An 18,497-nucleotide genomic window follows, 5' to 3' on the forward strand; every position below is an offset into this window, starting at 1 on the left:
CTTTATTACAAGACTCAGGTTAAGTTTTCTGATAGAGACTATACTAAACAATATAGGTTTTTCGTACTTTTAATTATCATAGTTATATAGTATGAAGCAATCTTCGGACTCCAGATCTAATAAGCCGGCGTACAAAAGAAATATCCTTCTCGGGGCGGTTGCAATTGCCCTGGTTTCCTTATCATTCGTTGAGGATCTGTTTCAGGTTTCCAAAAACCTCGACATTTTCGCGTCTGTTTATAAGAATCTGAGTATTAATTACGTCGATAATGTTAATTCATCTAAAATGATGAAAACGGGTATTGATGCCATGCTGGAAGAGCTGGATCCATACACCGAGTATATTCCTGAGTCAGATATTGAAGATTATAAACTGAAATATGTTAGTACCCAATATGGGGGCATTGGTGCCACCATATCTAATCGTGACGGAAAAGTAATAGTTGCCGACCCTTACGAGGGTTTTCCGGCGCAAAAAGCAGGCATACGAGCCGGGGATCAAATACTGGAGATTAATGGTGTTTCATTAAAAGGTAAAGCGAACGACCAGGTTAGCACCATGCTTAAGGGTTCTAAAGGAACAGCCGTTAAGCTCTTGCTTATGAGACCCGGTACTCCGAAAGAAATAGAGATTAATCTTCAGAGAGAAGAGATCAGGCAGGATAATGTACCCTATTACGGAATGCTGGAAGGTAACGTTGGATATATTAAACTGGATAAATTCCTGGAAAATTCAGCACAGGAAGTAAAAAGTGCGCTCCTGGATCTCAAAAAGAGCGATTTGAAAGGATTGGTGCTTGATCTCAGGTACAACGGCGGCGGTATCCTGCAGGAAGCTGTTAAGATCGTCAATCTTTTCGTCGATAAGGGTGTCACGGTTGTAATCCAGAAAGGGAGAAATCGTGAAAAGTCGATTACTTATAATACATTCAATACGCCTGAAGAAGCAACGCTGCCATTAATTGTCCTGGTGAATAATCGTTCAGCTTCTGCATCCGAGATAGTTGCCGGTTCCCTGCAGGACCTGGACAGGGCAGTGGTTATTGGCCAGAGGAGCTTCGGAAAAGGCCTGGTGCAGCAAACATTTAATCTTCCATATAATAGCCTGGTTAAGGTTACAGTTGCTAAATATTATACACCGTCAGGCAGATGTATCCAGGCACTCGACTACACCCATCGCGACAGTGAAGGAAGTGTGGTTAAAGTGGCGGACTCCCTGATCACGGAGTACAAAACTAAGGCAGGAAGATCAGTATACGATGGAAGCGGAATTTACCCGGATGTTTTTGTCAAGCCGGTTAAATACAGCCTTATTACGCAAACATTAGCTTCAAAGTATTATATATTCGACTACGCAACGCTTTATCGCAATGAGAGGGCCTCGATTCCTGATGCCAGGACCTTTAAGCTCACTGATGCAGAATATGCTAAGTTTATAGCGTACCTGTCAAACCGGGATTATAACTATAACACAAGGACAGAAAGAATCCTGAATGAACTTCGCGATGAAGCTGAGAGGGAGGGCAAGATGACCGATATCAAAACGGAATTTGACGCCTTGAAAGCGAAAGTATCGTATAGCAAGAAAAATGATCTCACACAATTTAAAGAGGAGATCAAGAAAGTCCTTGAGGCCGAAATTGTATCCAGATATTTCTTTGAAAAAGGACGTCTTGAGCAGGGTTTTAAATATGACGCAGATTTGAGTGAATCACTTCGGATCATTAATAATAAAACTGTCCTGGCCTCAATCCTTAACGGCGAGGGAAACTATAAATCTATTGGAAAGCCGGGAGCCGATTTTTCAGCGAACGCACAGTGAGATACGAGCTGTGAGCAATGAGCTCCGGATTTCCGACGCTTAATGATCATTTATATAGTGCAACCGGGATATGCCCCATCTGAAAGAACCCCGTAGCTCACAGCTCATTTCTCATCGCTGATATCTCAACCCCATATTATATAGCATAAACGCCCACTTATCCGCCTGCTCCTCGATTATTTTGGCAGTAGGCTTGCCAGCACCGTGACCGGCATTGGTTTCAATACGGATCAGCGCCGGACTTGCACCATTGTGATACTCTTGTAAACGCGCCGCAAATTTAAATGAGTGAGCTGGTACTACGCGGTCGTCGTGATCTGCAGTAGTAATCAGCGTTGCCGGATAGGATACGCCAGGCTTTAATGCATGATACGGTGAATATTTAATAAGGTATTCGAACATTTCCTTAGAATCTTCCGCGGTTCCATAATCGTATGCCCAACCGGCACCGGCGGTGAACTTATTATAACGAAGCATATCCAATACTCCCACTGCGGGTAGGGCAACTTTAAACAGGTCGGGTCTTTGGCTCATCACCGCAGCTACAAGCAGCCCGCCATTCGAGCCACCCGAAAGTGCGAGATAATCTTTTGATGTGTATTTATTGCTGGTCAAATATTCAGCAGCAGCGATAAAATCGTCAAATACGTTCTGCTTATTCATTTTCGTGCCGGCCAGGTGCCATTTTTCACCATATTCGCCGCCACCACGGAGATTTGGTACCGCATAGATCCCACCCTGTTCAAGAAGTACAATATTCGAAGTGCTGAACGCAGGTGTCAGGCTTACACTGAAACCGCCGTACCCATAAAGAAGTGTGGGGTTTTTACCGTTAAGTTCGACACCCTTTTTGTGCGTAATGATCATGGGTATCTTAGTGCCGTCCTTAGATGTATAGAATATCTGCTTGGAGACATACAGGGAAGGATCAAACGAAACGCCAGGTTTTTTATACTCCACAGACTGTCCTGAGGCAATGATATATCTGAAAATGGTTGGAGGGTAGATATAGGAATTGAACGTGTAGTACAGTTCTTTCTCCGCTTTCTTGGCGTTAAAGCCGCTGGCCGAACCCACCCCCGGGAGTGTAACAGTGCGTTCAAGTCGACCCTCCATATCATATTGCATGACCAGGGAAGTTGCATCTTTCAGATAATTAGCAAAAATCTTCCCTCCGGCAGTACTTACATTCAATACGTTTTCCGTTTCCGGAATCAGGTCTTTCCAATTTTCGGGCGATGGGTTTGACGCGTCAACCGTCACAACCCGGTAGTTTGGAGCATTTAAATTAGTGTATATGTAAAGCTTGCCATCGATATTATCGATCACATAGTGCTCATTATCGAAGTTATTCACGACGTTAACAATCGGGCTTCCCGGTTTCGAGAGGTCCTGTATGTAAAGCTCATTACCGGTAGTTGATTTAGCGGCAGTAATGACTAAGAACCTGTCGTCTTCAGTAACGCCCCCACTAATATACCTCCTGGGGGTTTTGTCTCCGCCAAAAACAAGCATATCATCCGACTGCTTTGTACCGATTTGATGGAAATACAACTTATGATACTGAGTTAACCCTGAGAGTTGGCTTCCTTCGTTTGGTTTATCGTAGCTGCTGTAATAAAAGCCTTCTTTTCCCTTCCATGATAAGCCTGAAAACTTCACGTCGATCATAGTGTCACCAACCTGTTTCAGATCGGCGGTGTTTAGCACAACTACTTTACGCCAGTCGGATCCTCCTTCGGAGAGCTGATATGCAGCCATACCGCCGTCTTTGGTGAATTCTATTCCCGCCAGCGACGTTGTAGCGTCTTTAGAAAACTTGTTAGGATCTAAGAACACCTCCGGAGTGCCTTTGTCCTTTTGCCTGTATAAAACATATTGATTTTGTAAGCCATCGTTTTTGTAGAAATAGGTGTAGGCTCCTTCCTTAAACGGAGCGGTGAACTTTTCGTAATTCCATAATGTTTCCAGCCGCTTCTTGATATCAGAGCGGAATGGAATTTTAGACAAATAGTTTTGTGTGACCTTGTTTTCTGCTTCAACCCAGGCTTTTGTATCCGCGGCCCGGTCGTCCTCCAGCCACCGGTATGGATCTTTAACCGGAGTGCCGAAATACGTGTCTGTAACTTCAACTTTTTTTGTTTTAGGGTAGTTCATTGTATTTGGATCGGGACTGGTATGCTGGGCAGTGGCGTTGTATGAACTCATCAAAGCAAAGCCTAGCAGGCTGAATGTTTTTATTGGTTTCATAGCAATTGGTTAAGTACCAAATTTAAGAAAAGCAAGGAATAAAAGGCGTCACCGATTCTGCAACATTCGCGGCACCGGCTTAAAACAAAAAAGCCCCTCATTTCTGAAGAGCTTTGCTAATGGTTCGAAACTCGAACCCGTCCCAACCGAAGGTCGGGATGACAGGACGGCATTCTAATCAACTGCGCTAGATTCAAAACTGGACAAATAATTCCTGCTAGATCTTACCAGTGTTTGTATCTGTTTATGGCTGTACTTCTTCAATACTTTTTCTCTTTTTAACCCGTCACGTTTGGATATATGAAACTCGAGATACACTATTGCCCAAGGAAATTTGTTTCTGGTATAAGTTGACTCGCCCTTATTATGTTGCCGTAATCTTCTTAAAGGATTTTCTGTAAACCCTTTATAGTAACTCCCATCCCTGAGGGACTGTAAGACGTAAATGTAGAATGCCACCACAATTGATCTTTGGAACAAATATGAAGGAAATCTTAACGTTTTTATAAGTAGGGTCAAGATACTTATTCTGCGGTTGAGCTCGAACCGAGCCGCATCTATGTAAAAGGCAGAGTTTTGAACTCGTGGTCCGTAGTTCTAATGTCTTTGATCTTTTAATAACTGTTATATCGCATAGCAACTTAAGCTTTTAGCCCCGAATACATACTAACTCTAGGTCACGATGCCATTGCGGGGGCTTCAGTAAAATGTCTTAAATGCAAAAAAGCCCCTCATTTCAGAAGAGCTTTGCTAATGGTTCGGAACTCGAACCCGTCCCAACCGAAGGTCGGGATGACAGGGCGGCATTCTAACTATAGGTCACGATACCATTGCGGGGCTTCAGTAAAATGTCTTAAAACAGAAAAGCCCCTCATTTCTGAAGAGCTTTTTGCGGACCGGACGGGACTCGAACCCGCGACCTCCGCCGTGACAGGGCGGCATTCTAACCAACTGAACTACCGGTCCGTAGTATTAGTATTCTTAATTTTTAATAGTCGCCGTATCGCACAGCAACTTAGTTTTTACTATATCTGCTTTTCAAGCTAATCCTGAAAAGCTCAGGAAAGATACAATTTATTTTGTGATCCCGCTGGGATTCGAACCCAGGACCACTACATTAAAAGTGTAATGCTCTACCAGCTGAGCTACGGAATCATTATTAGAACTACTTTTGAGATGCTTTTTCTTAAAAGTGAGGCAAATATACGGCAATAACCCTTACAGTGCAAATAATAAAAAGCTTAATTTGTTGCCAGACCTTAATCTCCTAATATTCAATCAAAAACAATGAATTTTCGGAATAGTTTTGCCTGATCTCCCTGTATTGATCAGGCAAATGAGCCTTCCTTCATCTTTTCCGCATTCTCTGCAAGCTGTAATTCGTCGATGATTTCCTGGATGTCGCCGTTCATTACGTTCGGAAGATTGTAAATTGTAAGCCCGATCCTATGCTCGGTAACCCGGCCTTGAGGGTAGTTATATGTCCTGATCTTCGCCGACCTGTCGCCGGTGGCCACCATAGTCTTGCGTTTCTTCGAAGTTTCCTCCAGCATTTTTGCATGCTCAAGCTCATAAATCCGGCTTCGCAGAACAGCGAACGCCTTATCAAAATTCTTAAGCTGTGATTTCTGGTCCTGACACTGGGCCACGATGCCGGTTGGTAAGTGAGTTAAACGCACAGCAGAATAGGTTGTATTAACCGATTGCCCGCCCGGTCCTGAGGAACAGAACAGATCTTTTCGTACATCATTCATGCTGATCTGAACATCGAACTCATCTGCTTCAGGCAAAACAACAACGGAGGCTGCTGAGGTATGCACGCGGCCGGCAGTTTCAGTGTCGGGAACCCGCTGCACCCGGTGGACGCCTGATTCGTATTTCAACTGTCCATATGCATCCTCGCCGTTTACATTAAAAACAACCTCTTTATAACCTCCCGCAGTGCCCTCGGTAACATCAACCACCTCCATTCTCCATCCTTTACGTTCACAGAAACGGGTATACATACGATAAAGGTCGCCGGCAAAAAGAGCCGCTTCATCGCCACCAGTACCGCCTCGGATCTCCACAATAGCATTCTTGCCATCTTCAGGATCCTGAGGGATAAGCATCATCCGGATCTTCTCCTCTAACTCCTCCTGTCGGGGAATGAGTTCTTCAAGTTCCATCTTAGCCATCTCCCGCATCTCCTCGTCCTTTTCAGTGGCGAGCAAGCCTTTGTTGGCTTCGATGTTACTCACAACAAGACTGTAGACCTTATATTCGTCCACAATTTTGGTAAGGTCCTTATATTCTTTATTGAGCTGGGCAAAACGCTTCATATCACTCATGGTAGCCGGGTTGCTTAGTTCCCGCTCCACATCCTGCCAGCGCTCTTTTATTAATTCTAGTTTATCTAACATCTCTTACAGCGCAAAACCTGTTAAATGGCTTTGCTAATATTTTACAAAAATACGGGTTTTTCATCATTTTATAATTGTTTTTTATCTACTATGAAGCTATCATGAGCATGCATCACCGTAGCAAGCCGATGCTAATGATGGTTTCGGATAATAAATTAATCGCGATAAGAACAGGAATATTCTATGACTGTATGGCTCGGGCCAGATCGCGTTCGAAATACTCCAGTTTCAGATTTTCACCGTCAAAAACAGCATAGGAGTTATATATTAACCATTCACCAAGATTAATATACCTGCTGTTACCCAAACTGAGGTCGAGGGGAAGGTGCCTGTGACCAAAGATCATATAGTCGAAATGATCCTGTTGAAGCAGTTCCTGAGAATATTTATATAACCATTCCTTCCCGGCATCCTCGAAGACTTCCTCTTTAGCATTTTGAGCCCTGCTGCTCTTCGACCAGCGCTGTGCGATGCCAATTCCCAGGTTAGGATGAAGGCGGGCGAAAAGCCATTGACATACTTTGCTGCGGAAGATCTTTTTCAGGATCTTATACATCTTGTCGCCCGGGCCAAGCCCGTCGCCATGATGAAGGTAAAACTTCTTACCGTTTCGTTCCATGATCAGCTCGTCCGAAACGATCTTAATTCCCATTTCCTGTCCGAAGTAATCGAACATCCACATGTCGTGATTACCCTTAAAAAAAGTGATCTTAATGCCTGAATCACTTAATTCGGCAAGCTTGCCCTGGAAACGGATGAAGCCCCTCGGAATAACCGTGGCATATTCAAACCAAAAGTCGAATACATCACCCATGAGAAAGATTTCAGCGGCGTCTGCTTTTATTAGATCAAGCCACCGTACTATCCGGTCTTCACGCTCACGGCTGCTCTTCCTGTCCGGAACCCCTAAATGAAAATCTGATGCGAAGTAAATCTTAGTGCCGGGCATGAGATCAAAAGTACAAAATTTTAATATCCTGACCTCAGATCAGGTCAAATGCCCTGGCATATTCGCCCAATTCGTAATACGAGTTAGTATTTAGTTTTTGTCTGATGTTCAGCTCTCTCTCCTCCGTCATTTCGTAAAAATAGGGAATTCAAACCAGAGACGTTGGAATGTTTTTGTGTGATGTATCTCTGCCTATATCCCAAGGAACCTCTTCAGGTTGCCCGACCTGATCATTTCCTTAGTGTCTTCATCTGCCTCATCAGGCCTCAGCGATTCTATTCGCAGCAAGCCGGTAGCATAATCCAATACCGGTGAGTGTGTTCCGAAACAGAACTTCTCCCTGCCGTAGGTTTTTAAAAGCCCTCCAAGATCCAGCACATTACGCCCGGATGTGTCCATAAGCACATTGCTTTTCTTAATCAGCTCGGTATCTTCTTCATTCAAAGCAACGTTGTTTGCCAGGTTTACTATAAGATATTTTGCATCCGGCACTTCACGGATTATGGGCATGACGTCGGCAAGCCTCCATTCTTTTTCTACATCAAGCCAGGAGCTCGGGCGGCTATCCACCATCCGCAAGGATAGCGATACAGGCACACCACGGTCGCGGGCCATTTTAACCAGCTCGATACAGGCTGGATTTGAAAGCTCGTAGCCATGATATATAGGATGAAGGCGTATCCCTTTCATTCCAAAGCGGCCGATAGAGGTCTCGAAATCTCCCTTCCATCCGTTGTATATCGGGTTGATCACCGCGAATGGAATAAAACGGTTCTGGTAGGCTTTTTTGGAACGGATCTCCTCATACAGCTCTTCGTTGGCAAACTGGGTATTCTTATAAAAGATACCATTCAGGCTGCTGACTACCGACATATCGGTGCCAAATTCCTCCATCCTCTCAGACAGGGCAGGGAAGTTATTATACTTTAATTGAAGAAATGGCCAGTGGCCGATGTATGAATTGCTATCAACCAACATGTTTACCTGCCTTTCTTAATATATTGTTATAGTTGTCAAAGAATATTTTCCTGCGTTGTGCATCAGTCATTTTTGCTGATATAATATGACCTACTCCCTGGTAGAAGCTGTTGTCGCAGCCAAACAGCAGCCTGTCTTCGCCAATATACCTCAGCGCGAACTCGACCATATTGGCTATGTTATTACTCCCCGAAAGATCGACGTATACATTTGGCGAATGCTGCAATGCCTTACATGCATCTTCCCAGTCGACCCCGCCGGCCGTATGCGCGAACTGGAACATAGCTTCCGGGTAACGTTTTGCTATCTCCACGAAGTCTTCCGGAATTGAAATGTTTTTGGGCTCTCTCGCATTATACTTGACACGCGCCTTACCGATTGGTGAATGCATCAGGATGATCAGCTTCAGGTCTATGAACTTTTCAATGATCGGATAGAATAGCGGGCTGTTTATCTTAACGTGGTTATAGAGCTTCATGCCGGTAAAGCCAAGGTCAACACAGCGCTTGATCTCTTCCATCGACTCTTTTTTGTAGGTGGGATTGAGGGTTAACTGCCCCAGAAACCTATCCGGGTGCGCTTTAACCGCTCCAATTATCGCATCGTTACATGCCCTGAACTCTTCAGGTAGTCCCTTGCTGCCCGGAGCCATAGGTTTGGATATTACCAGCTTGTCTATTCCGAGACGGTCGGCATAACTGATGTTGGAAGCATTCGTTGCTCCCGCCAGGCCGAAGTGCGCATGTGAATCAATCTTGCGATATTTTTTTACTTCGGCCATCAGGTCGATCTTTTTTGCGGCTTCTGCCTCCACCCGGGATTCTTCTTCCCGGCCGGAACCCATAAGGGTATTACCTAAGAGAATACCAGCCGCCGAAGCTGCTGTACCTCCCACAAACGTTCTGCGGTTTATTTTGAACATATCTACTACTTAATTTACTGTGCTCCGAAAGCCTGTAGGCATCAACGGGCACGTACCCACAAGATAGAAGTTTCCATGGAAATGGAAGATAATAATTTTAAGAAAGTTGTTTTTTCTTTAAACCTCGGAAGAATCGTAAACCACAACCTTCGACCAAAGATGGCTATAGTCTTTTACGAACGCCAGATGTATAGGATGGACCTGGTAAGCAGCTTCTCCGGCAATATCACTAAAGAGCGTCAATGCTGATACTCCCCATGAGTCATCCACTACCGGGCGCTTATCGGTTGCGGCAACCACGCCAATTAGAAGTTTTCGTACCGACTCGATCTTTTGAAGGGTTTTGAGGCCCCTTATCAGCTGTGCGCGATCTTCTGACGAAGCTGGGTTTTTAAGCCAGAAGTAAACCTGGTGTGCGATGACTTTCTCTTCTGCCACCATGGCCGTCGCCGGGCTTAGTGTTGTAACAGCTGCTAAGCCTGCGGCCGACGCAATGAATTTTCTTCTGCTGGGTGTTTTCATGGAGTTTGCACGGTATGGTACTAACCTAGCATTTTTTTTTAATAAAGCAAACGCGGGTCTCACGCCGGCTGACCCAGGAATTAACACACCAGCTCCTGTTTGATTTAATTTATCTGGGAAGAAAGACCGCTCACTATGCTGTAGGAAGTGTGAACCAAAACGTGCTACCTTGTCCTAATACGGAATCTACGCCAATCGTACCCTTGTGGCGTTCGATAATTTGTGCTGAAATATAAAGGCCCAGGCCCAGACCTGAGAATTGTATACCGGAAGGATCGACCCGGTAATACCGGCCAAAGAGATGCGGAAGTTTCTCAGGGGGTATTCCAATCCCGAAATCCTGCACCGAGGTTTTTACCATTCCGTTCTCCCGCGCAACCTTTAGTTTTATAGTTTTCGAGTCGGGGGCATATTTTACCGCATTGTTAACCAGGTTAACAACAACCTGGTCTATCCGCGGGTAATCTGCGCATACTTCGACTTCCTCGTCGCCTTCAAAAATGAAGTTGTAGCTCGAATCGGCTTTTACGTGATTGCAGCAGTCATTTATAAGCGTTGAAAGATTAAACTTGGTTTTGTTCAGCGGAAGCTGGCCATGCTGGATCTTTGAAACGTTCATCAGGTCTTCTGTCAGGTAAAGTATCTTGAGCAGGTTCTTGTTGGCCTTATCAAGGAATTCAGGAATTTTTTCCGACCCCGGATTGGAACTTACTATTCTCGAAAGCAGCTGCATGGACGCCTTGAGAGAAGTAAGCGGGGTTTTTAATTCATGGCTCGCTATACTGATAAACTCGTCTTTCTGCTGGGATATTTTCCTCCGGTTAGTAACATCCATGAAGGTACCGATGCCCCCCACCAGGTTTCCATACCGATCGCGAAGAGGTGCCGCATTCAGTGAGATATAAAAGCGTTCGGCGTTTTTAGGCTGCACAGCAATTTCATAATCATAAACTTCCTTACCGCGGGCCATCATAACCATTATCGGGTGCTCTTCGGCTGGCAGGTCACTGCCGTCTATCTTCAGGTTTTTCCATTGATCACAGCCGAAAATGGTCGTCAGCTTTTCGTCTTTGCTGCCGCACAGGATCTTTTGAGCCATCGGGTTGGCGTATGTCAGGCGCCCTTCCAGGTCTACAATTACAACTCCCTCAGCCATTGTTTCAAGTATCCGGGTTAACCGCTCCTGGTTATTTCGCAGATCTTCCTCGATCCTGGTTTTATCGCTGAGTGTTATTTCGAGCTCCCGCGTACGTTCCTTAACCGTGGCTTCCAGGTTTGAATTCAATAAGCGCGCTATTTTCTGTGCTTCTTCCAGTTGCTCATTTTTTTGCACCAGGATCTTTTCTGTTTCTTTTTGACTGCTCAGATCAGTCAGGATCATGCTCATGGAAACACCTTCGTCCAGATCCAGGGTTTTCATAGATATCAATACCGGCAAACCGTTGGAGGTTGAACTCCTTAGTAAAAGTTCTGCCTTAATGTTTTGATCCCAGGCTCTTAATATCAAGGCCCTGAAGGTGTTCTGATATTCTGGTATAATGAATTTTACGAATTGTTGCCCGATCACTTTTTCCAGCGGCAGGCCCAGCATGGTAGCAAATTGTGAATTAGAGTAAAGGATGAGGTTATCTTTGTTTAAGGTAACAGCGCCCTCTGTCATCTGCTCGATAAAGATCCGGTAAGTATGGTCCGCGCTTTTAAGCGAGTATACCTGGTGACCGTCCTTGTTTTTTACAACAAGGGCATCTACCTCGCCTGAACGTATCGCCTCAAGAGTGTCATTCGACTCCTCCAGTTGAATGCGGACCTCATTCAGCTCTGCCAGCAACTCTTCATATGACTTTGAACTTTTCAAGAAATCAAATTATGTTAATCCCAGACCCTTTAAAACTTTTTCTCTCTCCGACATATCGCCTATAAGTCGTCTGACGGGAAGAGGCGATTTCTTTAACAGCAAAGGCACGGCAGCTACGTCTTCGGATTTTACCAGCTGCGGCTGCTGATGGATATCGATGATCTCCAGCTCATATCTCCCCTTTAAATGCATTTCGCAAATATTCCGCAGATTATTGATAGCCTTAACTGAATTTGATGAAGTGCCTGAAACGAATAGCCTCAAAATATAGAATTCTTCGGTTGGGACGCTCTCATCCATGGTAAAATTCTGCATGTTCGCTGTTTTACAATTGCCTGATATCCAAACCCACTAATACCTTTTCCTGATTGGAAAGATCCCCGATAATCTTTCGTACTGGCTCCGGCACTTTCTTTACAAGAGTGGGGATAGCCAGGATCTGGTCTCCCTCAGCGAGCTGGGGATTTACCAGCAGGTCGATAACCTCTATACTATATTGTCCTTTAAGATGCTCTTCACAGTATTTCTTAAGGTTATTGAGTGCGGTAACTGACCGGGACGTCTGTCCGGCTATGTAAAGCCGTAGTTGATATGCTTTTTCCACTATTTTCCTTTCTTATTTTTAGAGCTGCTACTCGCTTCAGTGGCTGCGCGATATTTGCTGCCCTTGCGAAGCTCTGTTATTTGCTGCCGGTTTTGTTCCAGAACCTGCCTTTTTAACTCCTCTTCTATATAAACTTTGTTTAATTCTTCTTCCGCGGATTCAAATTCAGTTTTCAAAGCTTCGATCTTAGCCTCAAGAAGCGACCGTTTTCTGACCAGTTCCCGGTCTTTTCTGCCGAGGGCATTGGTATGCAATATCCGGCCCGTTTGTTCCTGCAGGATCTGTGCCTCCCGGGCAGAGCCCGTAAGAATTCCCTCAGGGCCAAGATATACGTCGATAAGGTCGAGGCCTTTCTCAGTGATCACAAACTCGCGGACCTGGTTAGAATGAGCCATCCCCCTCGATTTCATGATGTACAAGCCGCGGTTGCGCTCTCCGTTTGATTCTATATCGCGGATAAGTATCCAGGCGTCAACCAATGAAGAGACACCCTCGTCTGTTTGCTCGTTGACAATGTTGTTCAGGCTCAGGGCTGTAAACAGAACCGTTATCTGTTCCGACTGAAAATAGTCGATCAGCCTTACCAGCATTGATTTTACTTCACTGACCGATCCTACCGTGATCAGGTTTGTTATCGGATCCAGTACTACGACACTGGGCTTAAACTGCCTGATGGCTTTATGAATAGCTACCAGGTGCATCTCCAATCCATATAAGGTCGGCCTGGAAGCATAGAATTGCAATAAACCTTTATTTACATGTTTTTGCAGGTCCATGCCGATCGATCTCATATTACGGATAATCTGTTGCGGCGACTCTTCAAAAGCAAAGAAAAGTGTTCTCTCATTGCGCGCACAGGCGGCATTTACAAAACTGGCAGCAACACTTGTCTTACCGGTACCGGCAGTACCCGATACCAGGATGCTGCTGCCCCGGTAAAACCCGTCTTTCGTAAGCATTTTATCTAAAGCGGGTATTCCCGATGACACACGCTCGGAAGAAACGGCCTTATCAAGGTTGAGTGATGTAACCGGTAAAACAGAGATCCCATCTTCATCTATAAGGAAAGGGTATTCATTTGTTCCATGGATCGATCCTCTGTATTTGACGACGCGTAAACGTCTTGTCGAGATCTGGTCTACAACGCGGTGGTCGAGTAGTATAACACAGTCCGATACATATTCTTCCAACCCTTGCTTGGTCAGGGTTCCTTCTCCACGCTCGCCCGTAATGATGGCAGTTACGCCTTTGTTTTTAAGCCATTGGAATAACCGGCGTATTTCAGCGCGTAGAATGGCCTCGTTTGTCAGGCCTGAAAATAAGTTTTCAATGGTGTCAAGTACAACACGCCGGGCACCTATGCTGTCAATAGCATAGCCCAGGCGAATAAAAAGGCCGTCGAGGTTATATTCACCGGTTTCGTGAATCTCGCTTTTATCAATATGGACGTAATCAAGCCGTATCCTTTTTTCGGCTTCGAGTTTCTTCAGGTCAAATCCCAGGGAGGCCACATTCGCCGCCAGTTCATCAGCTTTTTCTTCAAACGCCATGAATACGCCCGGTTCATTATATTCCATGGCACCCCTGACAATGAATTCCAGGGAAAATAATGTTTTGCCGCAGCCCGCGCTGCCGCAAATAAGAGTCGGTCGGCCGGTTGGTAATCCCCCTAACGTAATTTCATCAAGCCCGCTTATTCCGCTGGGACTTTTGGGAATTGAAACAGCTTTAAATGCTTTTTGAGGTTGTTTCGCGTTTTTAACCATTTAATTTAGATATATATCTTGCAATAAGTTTTAGTTAATAATGATCAACAAAGATATATCCTGTCTGTTTTTTCTTCCGCCCGGTATAAAACCCCATTTTTGTTTTTTTTTAATTTAAGTGCGGGTAATTATTGTATCCCGGTCATACCATTCGTTATTCTCCCGGTGTTCTGTCCTTATTACCATACTATGCCTTCTGAAAAACAGGTCAGTGTAGTCTTTTTGGTTCAAAAAAAAATCCCGTGGGGACGGGATTTCTTTTGTTGTTTAACTTTTAACTGAGGAAAAAGAACGATCTTATGGTTTAGAGGAATAAGATACCAGGATAAGTGCAAAAAGCTTGCCAGCCGGATTTTCGGGATATCGCCGCTAAGTTTTTTGAGTTACTGAGATTTTACGCGGATAATAAACTTCTGTTAACGACATACGGGGCTGAGCCCTCTTGATGTCGGCGCCTTACATAAGATGTTCCGAACTCACTGATCTGCTTTGATGCCGCATTTGCATAGAATTAGGAAAAGGGTATTTGAAATATCATTTTAATTTTCTACTTTGTATTTAAAAGTACTTTATATTTAAATAGTTTATTGCTTGTGTTGCCAGCGCCCTTCTTAATCCGGATCTGGTAATGTACAGGTCTTTTGAGAATGGTTAATAGATGAAAAAATTTGAAGAGTTATACCATTCCGCCAGAGCCGACAGATGGATGCAACGCTTTGCAGTGTTTTGTCGTGTCGCACTGGCAGCCAGTTTCATACCTTCAGGTTATGTAAAGATTATGGGCGAGCGATTCACCAGCCTCTCGTCCAACAACCCCTTAGGGCATTATTTCGACGCGCTTTATCTCACGGGATACTATTATACTTTTCTTGGAATTGTACAGATTATCACAGCGGTATTATTGCTGATTCCAAGAACTTCCTTTCTCGGGGCACTTTCTTATTTCCCAATAATCCTTAATATAGTTGTTCTTACTTACGCCCTGCGATTCGACGGTACCCGGATCGTTTCTTTGCTTTTGCTGGCTAGCGTGTTTTTATTGGTTTGGGATTACAGACGTCTGAAGCTTATTTTCTCAGTTAGCGATAAGAAGGAAGACCATGCCGTCCAGGCAAAACCGATGGGTAGAAAGACCCGCTTTTGGTTTTTCAGTGGATCTTTTTGTGCTGTAGCGTTTGTGATTGTTATAAACAGTTATTTATATGAGCTCCGTCCGGGCAACGCTATGGGCGAATGCCAAAGCCAGTGTGAGGATAGCAGGAACCCGGCTGCATGTGAAGCTTTTTGCGACTGCATACATAACGCGGGCCAGTCTCTTGATACTTGCTTGGCTATCTTTGATAAGGCAAAAGACGTTGTCAGGCGGTACTGAACCAGTACCGAACCAAGTATTCTTGAATAGTTAAGTTCCCGGAAACCGCGATTATCTTTCGCTTTGAAAGAGACCTCCGGGTCTCTCTCTTTTTGGCTGTAATGCCAGTATCCTTAGTAAAGGGTTTAAGCCCTCAATTAATAAAATATGCATGCTTGGTGTTGATTACACACTTTAATTGCGATATTGCTTTTGAAACTTAATCGAAATACCGGTTCTGATGTGTGGAGGCATTGAGTATTAACACTATTAAACAGCTGCATATTACCTCTTAATAAATATAGCTAATGAAGCACATGACTAATTACCGCTGGACCATTTGTTCTCTGGTATTCTTTGCAACCACTATCAATTACCTTGACAGGCAGGTGATCAGTTTACTGAAACCCGTGCTGGAAAAGGAATTTTCCTGGAGCGAATCAGACTATGCAAATATCGTTGCTGCTTTTCAGCTTGCTTACGCGTTGGGTATGCTGGGGATCGGTAGTGTGATCGACAGGATAGGGAGCAAGATGGGTTATGCGATCTCTTTGTTCTTATGGAGCATCGCCGCTATTATGCATGCTTTTGCCAGAACTACCTTTGGATTTGGCGCTGTCCGGGCAGCTTTGGGTGTAACAGAGGCGGGTAATTTTCCAGCGGCTATTAAGGTGGTAGCAGAATGGTTCCCCAAAAAGGAAAGGGCACTTGCAACCGGTATCTTCAACTGCGGGACCAATATCGGGGCTGTCATCGCACCCCTGGTAGTGCCCTGGATCGCCATAACCTATGGCTGGCAAATGGCATTCATAGCTACCGGTGCAGTTGGTTTCGTCTGGCTCATATTCTGGTTTCTCATGTACGATTCGCCGGCTAAGCATAAACGCGTTTCGGAAGCCGAGCTGGCACATATTAACAGCGATCCTGATATGGACGCTGCTGTATTGGATAAGAATGAACCTGCCATTCCGTGGACTAAGCTTCTCACTTACAAACAAACCTGGGCGTTTGCAGTTGGTAAGTTCCTGTCTGACGGCGTCTGGTGGTTCTTCCTGTTCTGGCTCCCTGCATTTTTAATTGCTGAGTATGGCCTTGAGGGTACGGAAATTAGTTTCCCTGTGGCAGTAGTATATATAATGGCAGGGTTTGGAAGTGTGCTGGGCGGCTGGCTGCCAATGTGGTTTGTGAAAAGCAAAGGCTGGAGTATGGTCAGAGCGCGGAAAACATCGATGCTCATCTATGCGATATTTCCATTGATGGTGATGTTTTCACAGGAGGCCGGCTCCTATAATATGTGGTATGCGGTCATAATCATTGGTATTGCGGCGTCTGCTCACCAGGCCTGGTCAGCAAACATTTTTACCACAGTTTCTGATATGTTCCCCAAAAGTTCCATCGGAGCGGTAATTGGGATTGGGGGAATGGTAGGTGGCTTCGGTGCTATCGCCGTCGCGAAAACTGCAGGGCTGCTTTTAGATTATTACCGGGCACTGGGCGAGGTAGAAACGGCATATTATATACTGTTCCTGTTCTGCGGAACAGCCTATTTGATCGCGTGGTTTTTAATGTTCAGGGTACTGGTTCCCAGGATGACGCCTATTCAGGATCTATAATTTAAAGTGAAATTGATTTTTTTCTGCTAATTTAAAAGCGGAATAATTCAGTTTCATCTTATCCTATTAATAAATGACCGGCCTGGCCGGAAAAAATGAAATGACATGAGTAAAAAAGCAGAATCCCGGCGGGATTTTATCAGGAAAACAGTAACCGGGGCAGCAGCACTATCCTTCGGTGGAATATTGCCCGGTTTCAGTGCAAGCAGTTACAACCGTATTCTCGGTGCAAACGAACGCATTAAGATAGCATCGATGGGAGTTAACTCCCGGGGTCTTGCGCTTGCAAATAACTTTGCAGCGCTAAAGGATTGTGAAATATACAATATCTGCGATGTAGACAGTCGCGCTGCCCAGGTTTGTATTGACAGCGTCCGGAAGATCCAGGGTACAAGCCCGACAGCAGTACCTGATTTCAGGAAAGCCCTGGAAGATAAGGATGTGGATGCACTTGTTGTAGCCGCGCCGGATCACTGGCATGCACCTGCAGCTTTGCTGGCCTCAGCCGCCGGAAAGCATGTTTATCTTGAAAAGCCATGCAGTCATAATCCTCACGAAGGGGAATTGCTGATGGCGGCAGCTCTGAAATATAAGAATGTAATTCAGATGGGTAACCAGCGACGCTCATGGCCAAATGTGGCTAAGGGTATTGCGGAGCTTCACGCAGGAGTGATTGGCCGCCCCTATATGGCTAAAACCTGGTATACCAATAACCGGCCGTCAATCGGGGTAGGTAAGAACGTGCCTGTGCCAACATGGCTCAATTACGATCTGTGGCAGGGCCCGGCTCCGAGAGTGGCTTATAAGGATAACCTGATACATTATAACTGGCATTGGTTCTGGCATTGGGGAACCGGTGAAGCCCTGAACAATGGAACGCACATGGTCGACCTTGCCCGCTGGGGTCTTGGTGTTGATTATCCGACACAGGTTAGCTCCAATGGTGGTCGCTACCGCTATCAGGACGACTGGGAAACTCCCGATACCCAGGTAATTAACATGGAATTTGGGAATAACTCTATGATCACCTGGGAAGGAAGAAGCTGTAACCCGCAAGCTATAGAAGGTGCGAGCGTAGGGGTTATGTTCTACGGTGAAAATGGCTCCATGCTGATCACCGGCGGCAATGCGTACACGATCTTTGATTTAAAGAACAAGATCGTAAAAGAGGTGAAAGCTACTTCAGTAGTAAACACCAGCAGTCTGACAAGCCCTTCGCAGGCCCTGGATGCTTACCATCTTCAAAACTTCTTAGATGGTATCAAAGATGGTAAACCTCTTAACGCCGACATTGTTAGCGGACATAAGAGCACGCTGCTGGTGCAGCTGGGAAATATCGCACAGAGAACCGGAAGAGCCCTGGATATAGATCCATCAAATGGACGTATCAGGAACGACAAGCAGGCAATGAAGCTCTGGAAACGTGAATATGAAAAAGGCTGGGAACCTAAAGTTTAGCAGTA

Annotated in this window: 14 protein-coding genes and 2 tRNA genes; 4 read left to right on the forward strand and 12 right to left on the reverse strand. The window is 45.1% G+C overall.

Going from position 1 to position 18,497, the window contains the following annotated elements; genetic code table 11:
- The first annotated feature begins 91 nt into the window (after positions 1–91).
- A complete protein-coding gene (locus P2W76_RS14470; protein WP_276348565.1) occupies positions 92–1,822 on the forward strand; it encodes a S41 family peptidase in 1,731 nt (576 codons plus the stop codon).
- A 111-nt stretch (positions 1,823–1,933) separates the two neighbouring features.
- Here P2W76_RS14470 and P2W76_RS14475 read toward each other — a convergent pair whose 3' ends face one another.
- From P2W76_RS14475 to kaiC, 12 genes are all read right to left on the reverse strand, one after another.
- Positions 1,934–4,030: a prolyl oligopeptidase family serine peptidase gene (locus P2W76_RS14475; protein WP_276349276.1), complete on the reverse strand. Its 2,097-nt coding sequence runs from the start codon at positions 4,028–4,030 to the stop codon at positions 1,934–1,936.
- A gap of 934 nt (positions 4,031–4,964) precedes the next feature.
- Positions 4,965–5,038 (reverse strand) — tRNA-Asp (locus P2W76_RS14480).
- Positions 5,039–5,154: 116 nt separating this feature from the next.
- Positions 5,155–5,227 (reverse strand) — tRNA-Lys (locus P2W76_RS14485).
- A 173-nt stretch (positions 5,228–5,400) separates the two neighbouring features.
- Positions 5,401–6,474 (reverse strand): peptide chain release factor 1, encoded by a 1,074-nt coding sequence (prfA, locus tag P2W76_RS14490; protein WP_276348567.1) that lies wholly within the window; start codon positions 6,472–6,474, stop codon positions 5,401–5,403.
- A 181-nt stretch (positions 6,475–6,655) separates the two neighbouring features.
- Positions 6,656–7,423 (reverse strand): UDP-2,3-diacylglucosamine diphosphatase, encoded by a 768-nt coding sequence (locus P2W76_RS14495; protein ID WP_276348568.1) that lies wholly within the window; start codon positions 7,421–7,423, stop codon positions 6,656–6,658.
- Positions 7,424–7,615: 192 nt separating this feature from the next.
- A complete protein-coding gene (locus P2W76_RS14500; RefSeq protein WP_276348570.1) occupies positions 7,616–8,401 on the reverse strand; it encodes an amidohydrolase family protein in 786 nt (261 codons plus the stop codon).
- The gene (locus tag P2W76_RS14505) at positions 8,391–9,323 is read right to left on the reverse strand and encodes an amidohydrolase family protein (protein ID WP_276348571.1); all 933 of its coding nucleotides are present in this window, start codon (positions 9,321–9,323) and stop codon (positions 8,391–8,393) included. Before P2W76_RS14505 ends, P2W76_RS14500 begins: the two co-directional genes overlap by 11 nt.
- Before the next feature lie 117 nt (positions 9,324–9,440).
- The gene (locus tag P2W76_RS14510; protein WP_276348572.1) at positions 9,441–9,845 is read right to left on the reverse strand and encodes a Dabb family protein; all 405 of its coding nucleotides are present in this window, start codon (positions 9,843–9,845) and stop codon (positions 9,441–9,443) included.
- Between the two features lie 133 nt (positions 9,846–9,978).
- Positions 9,979–11,700 carry an ATP-binding protein gene (locus P2W76_RS14515; protein ID WP_276348573.1) on the reverse strand — a complete coding sequence of 574 codons (1,722 nt, stop codon included), beginning with the start codon at positions 11,698–11,700 and terminating at the stop codon, positions 9,979–9,981.
- 9 nt (positions 11,701–11,709) lie between these two features.
- The gene (locus P2W76_RS14520) at positions 11,710–12,015 is read right to left on the reverse strand and encodes a circadian clock KaiB family protein (protein ID WP_276348574.1); all 306 of its coding nucleotides are present in this window, start codon (positions 12,013–12,015) and stop codon (positions 11,710–11,712) included.
- A gap of 10 nt (positions 12,016–12,025) precedes the next feature.
- Positions 12,026–12,304, reverse strand: a complete 279-nt coding sequence (gene kaiB / locus P2W76_RS14525; RefSeq protein ID WP_276348575.1) for a circadian clock protein KaiB — start codon at positions 12,302–12,304, stop codon at positions 12,026–12,028.
- Positions 12,304–14,070, reverse strand: a complete 1,767-nt coding sequence (kaiC, locus tag P2W76_RS14530) for a circadian clock protein KaiC (RefSeq protein ID WP_276348577.1) — start codon at positions 14,068–14,070, stop codon at positions 12,304–12,306. The genes kaiB and kaiC overlap by 1 nt, the downstream gene beginning before the upstream one ends.
- Before the next feature lie 658 nt (positions 14,071–14,728).
- On the opposite strand from kaiC, the gene P2W76_RS14535 reads away from it, so the two are divergent.
- From P2W76_RS14535 to P2W76_RS14545, 3 genes are all read left to right on the forward strand, one after another.
- Complete coding sequence (locus tag P2W76_RS14535; RefSeq protein ID WP_276348578.1) at positions 14,729–15,442, forward strand: hypothetical protein; 714 nt, start codon at positions 14,729–14,731, stop codon at positions 15,440–15,442.
- Between the two features lie 287 nt (positions 15,443–15,729).
- A complete protein-coding gene (locus P2W76_RS14540; RefSeq protein ID WP_276348579.1) occupies positions 15,730–17,034 on the forward strand; it encodes an MFS transporter in 1,305 nt (434 codons plus the stop codon).
- A 105-nt stretch (positions 17,035–17,139) separates the two neighbouring features.
- A complete protein-coding gene (locus tag P2W76_RS14545) occupies positions 17,140–18,492 on the forward strand; it encodes a Gfo/Idh/MocA family oxidoreductase (protein ID WP_276348580.1) in 1,353 nt (450 codons plus the stop codon).
- Positions 18,493–18,497: the final 5 nt, after the last annotated feature.

The organism is Daejeonella sp. JGW-45, from assembly GCF_029360805.1.
In the GTDB taxonomy this organism is placed as follows: Bacteria; Bacteroidota; Bacteroidia; order Sphingobacteriales; family Sphingobacteriaceae; genus Daejeonella.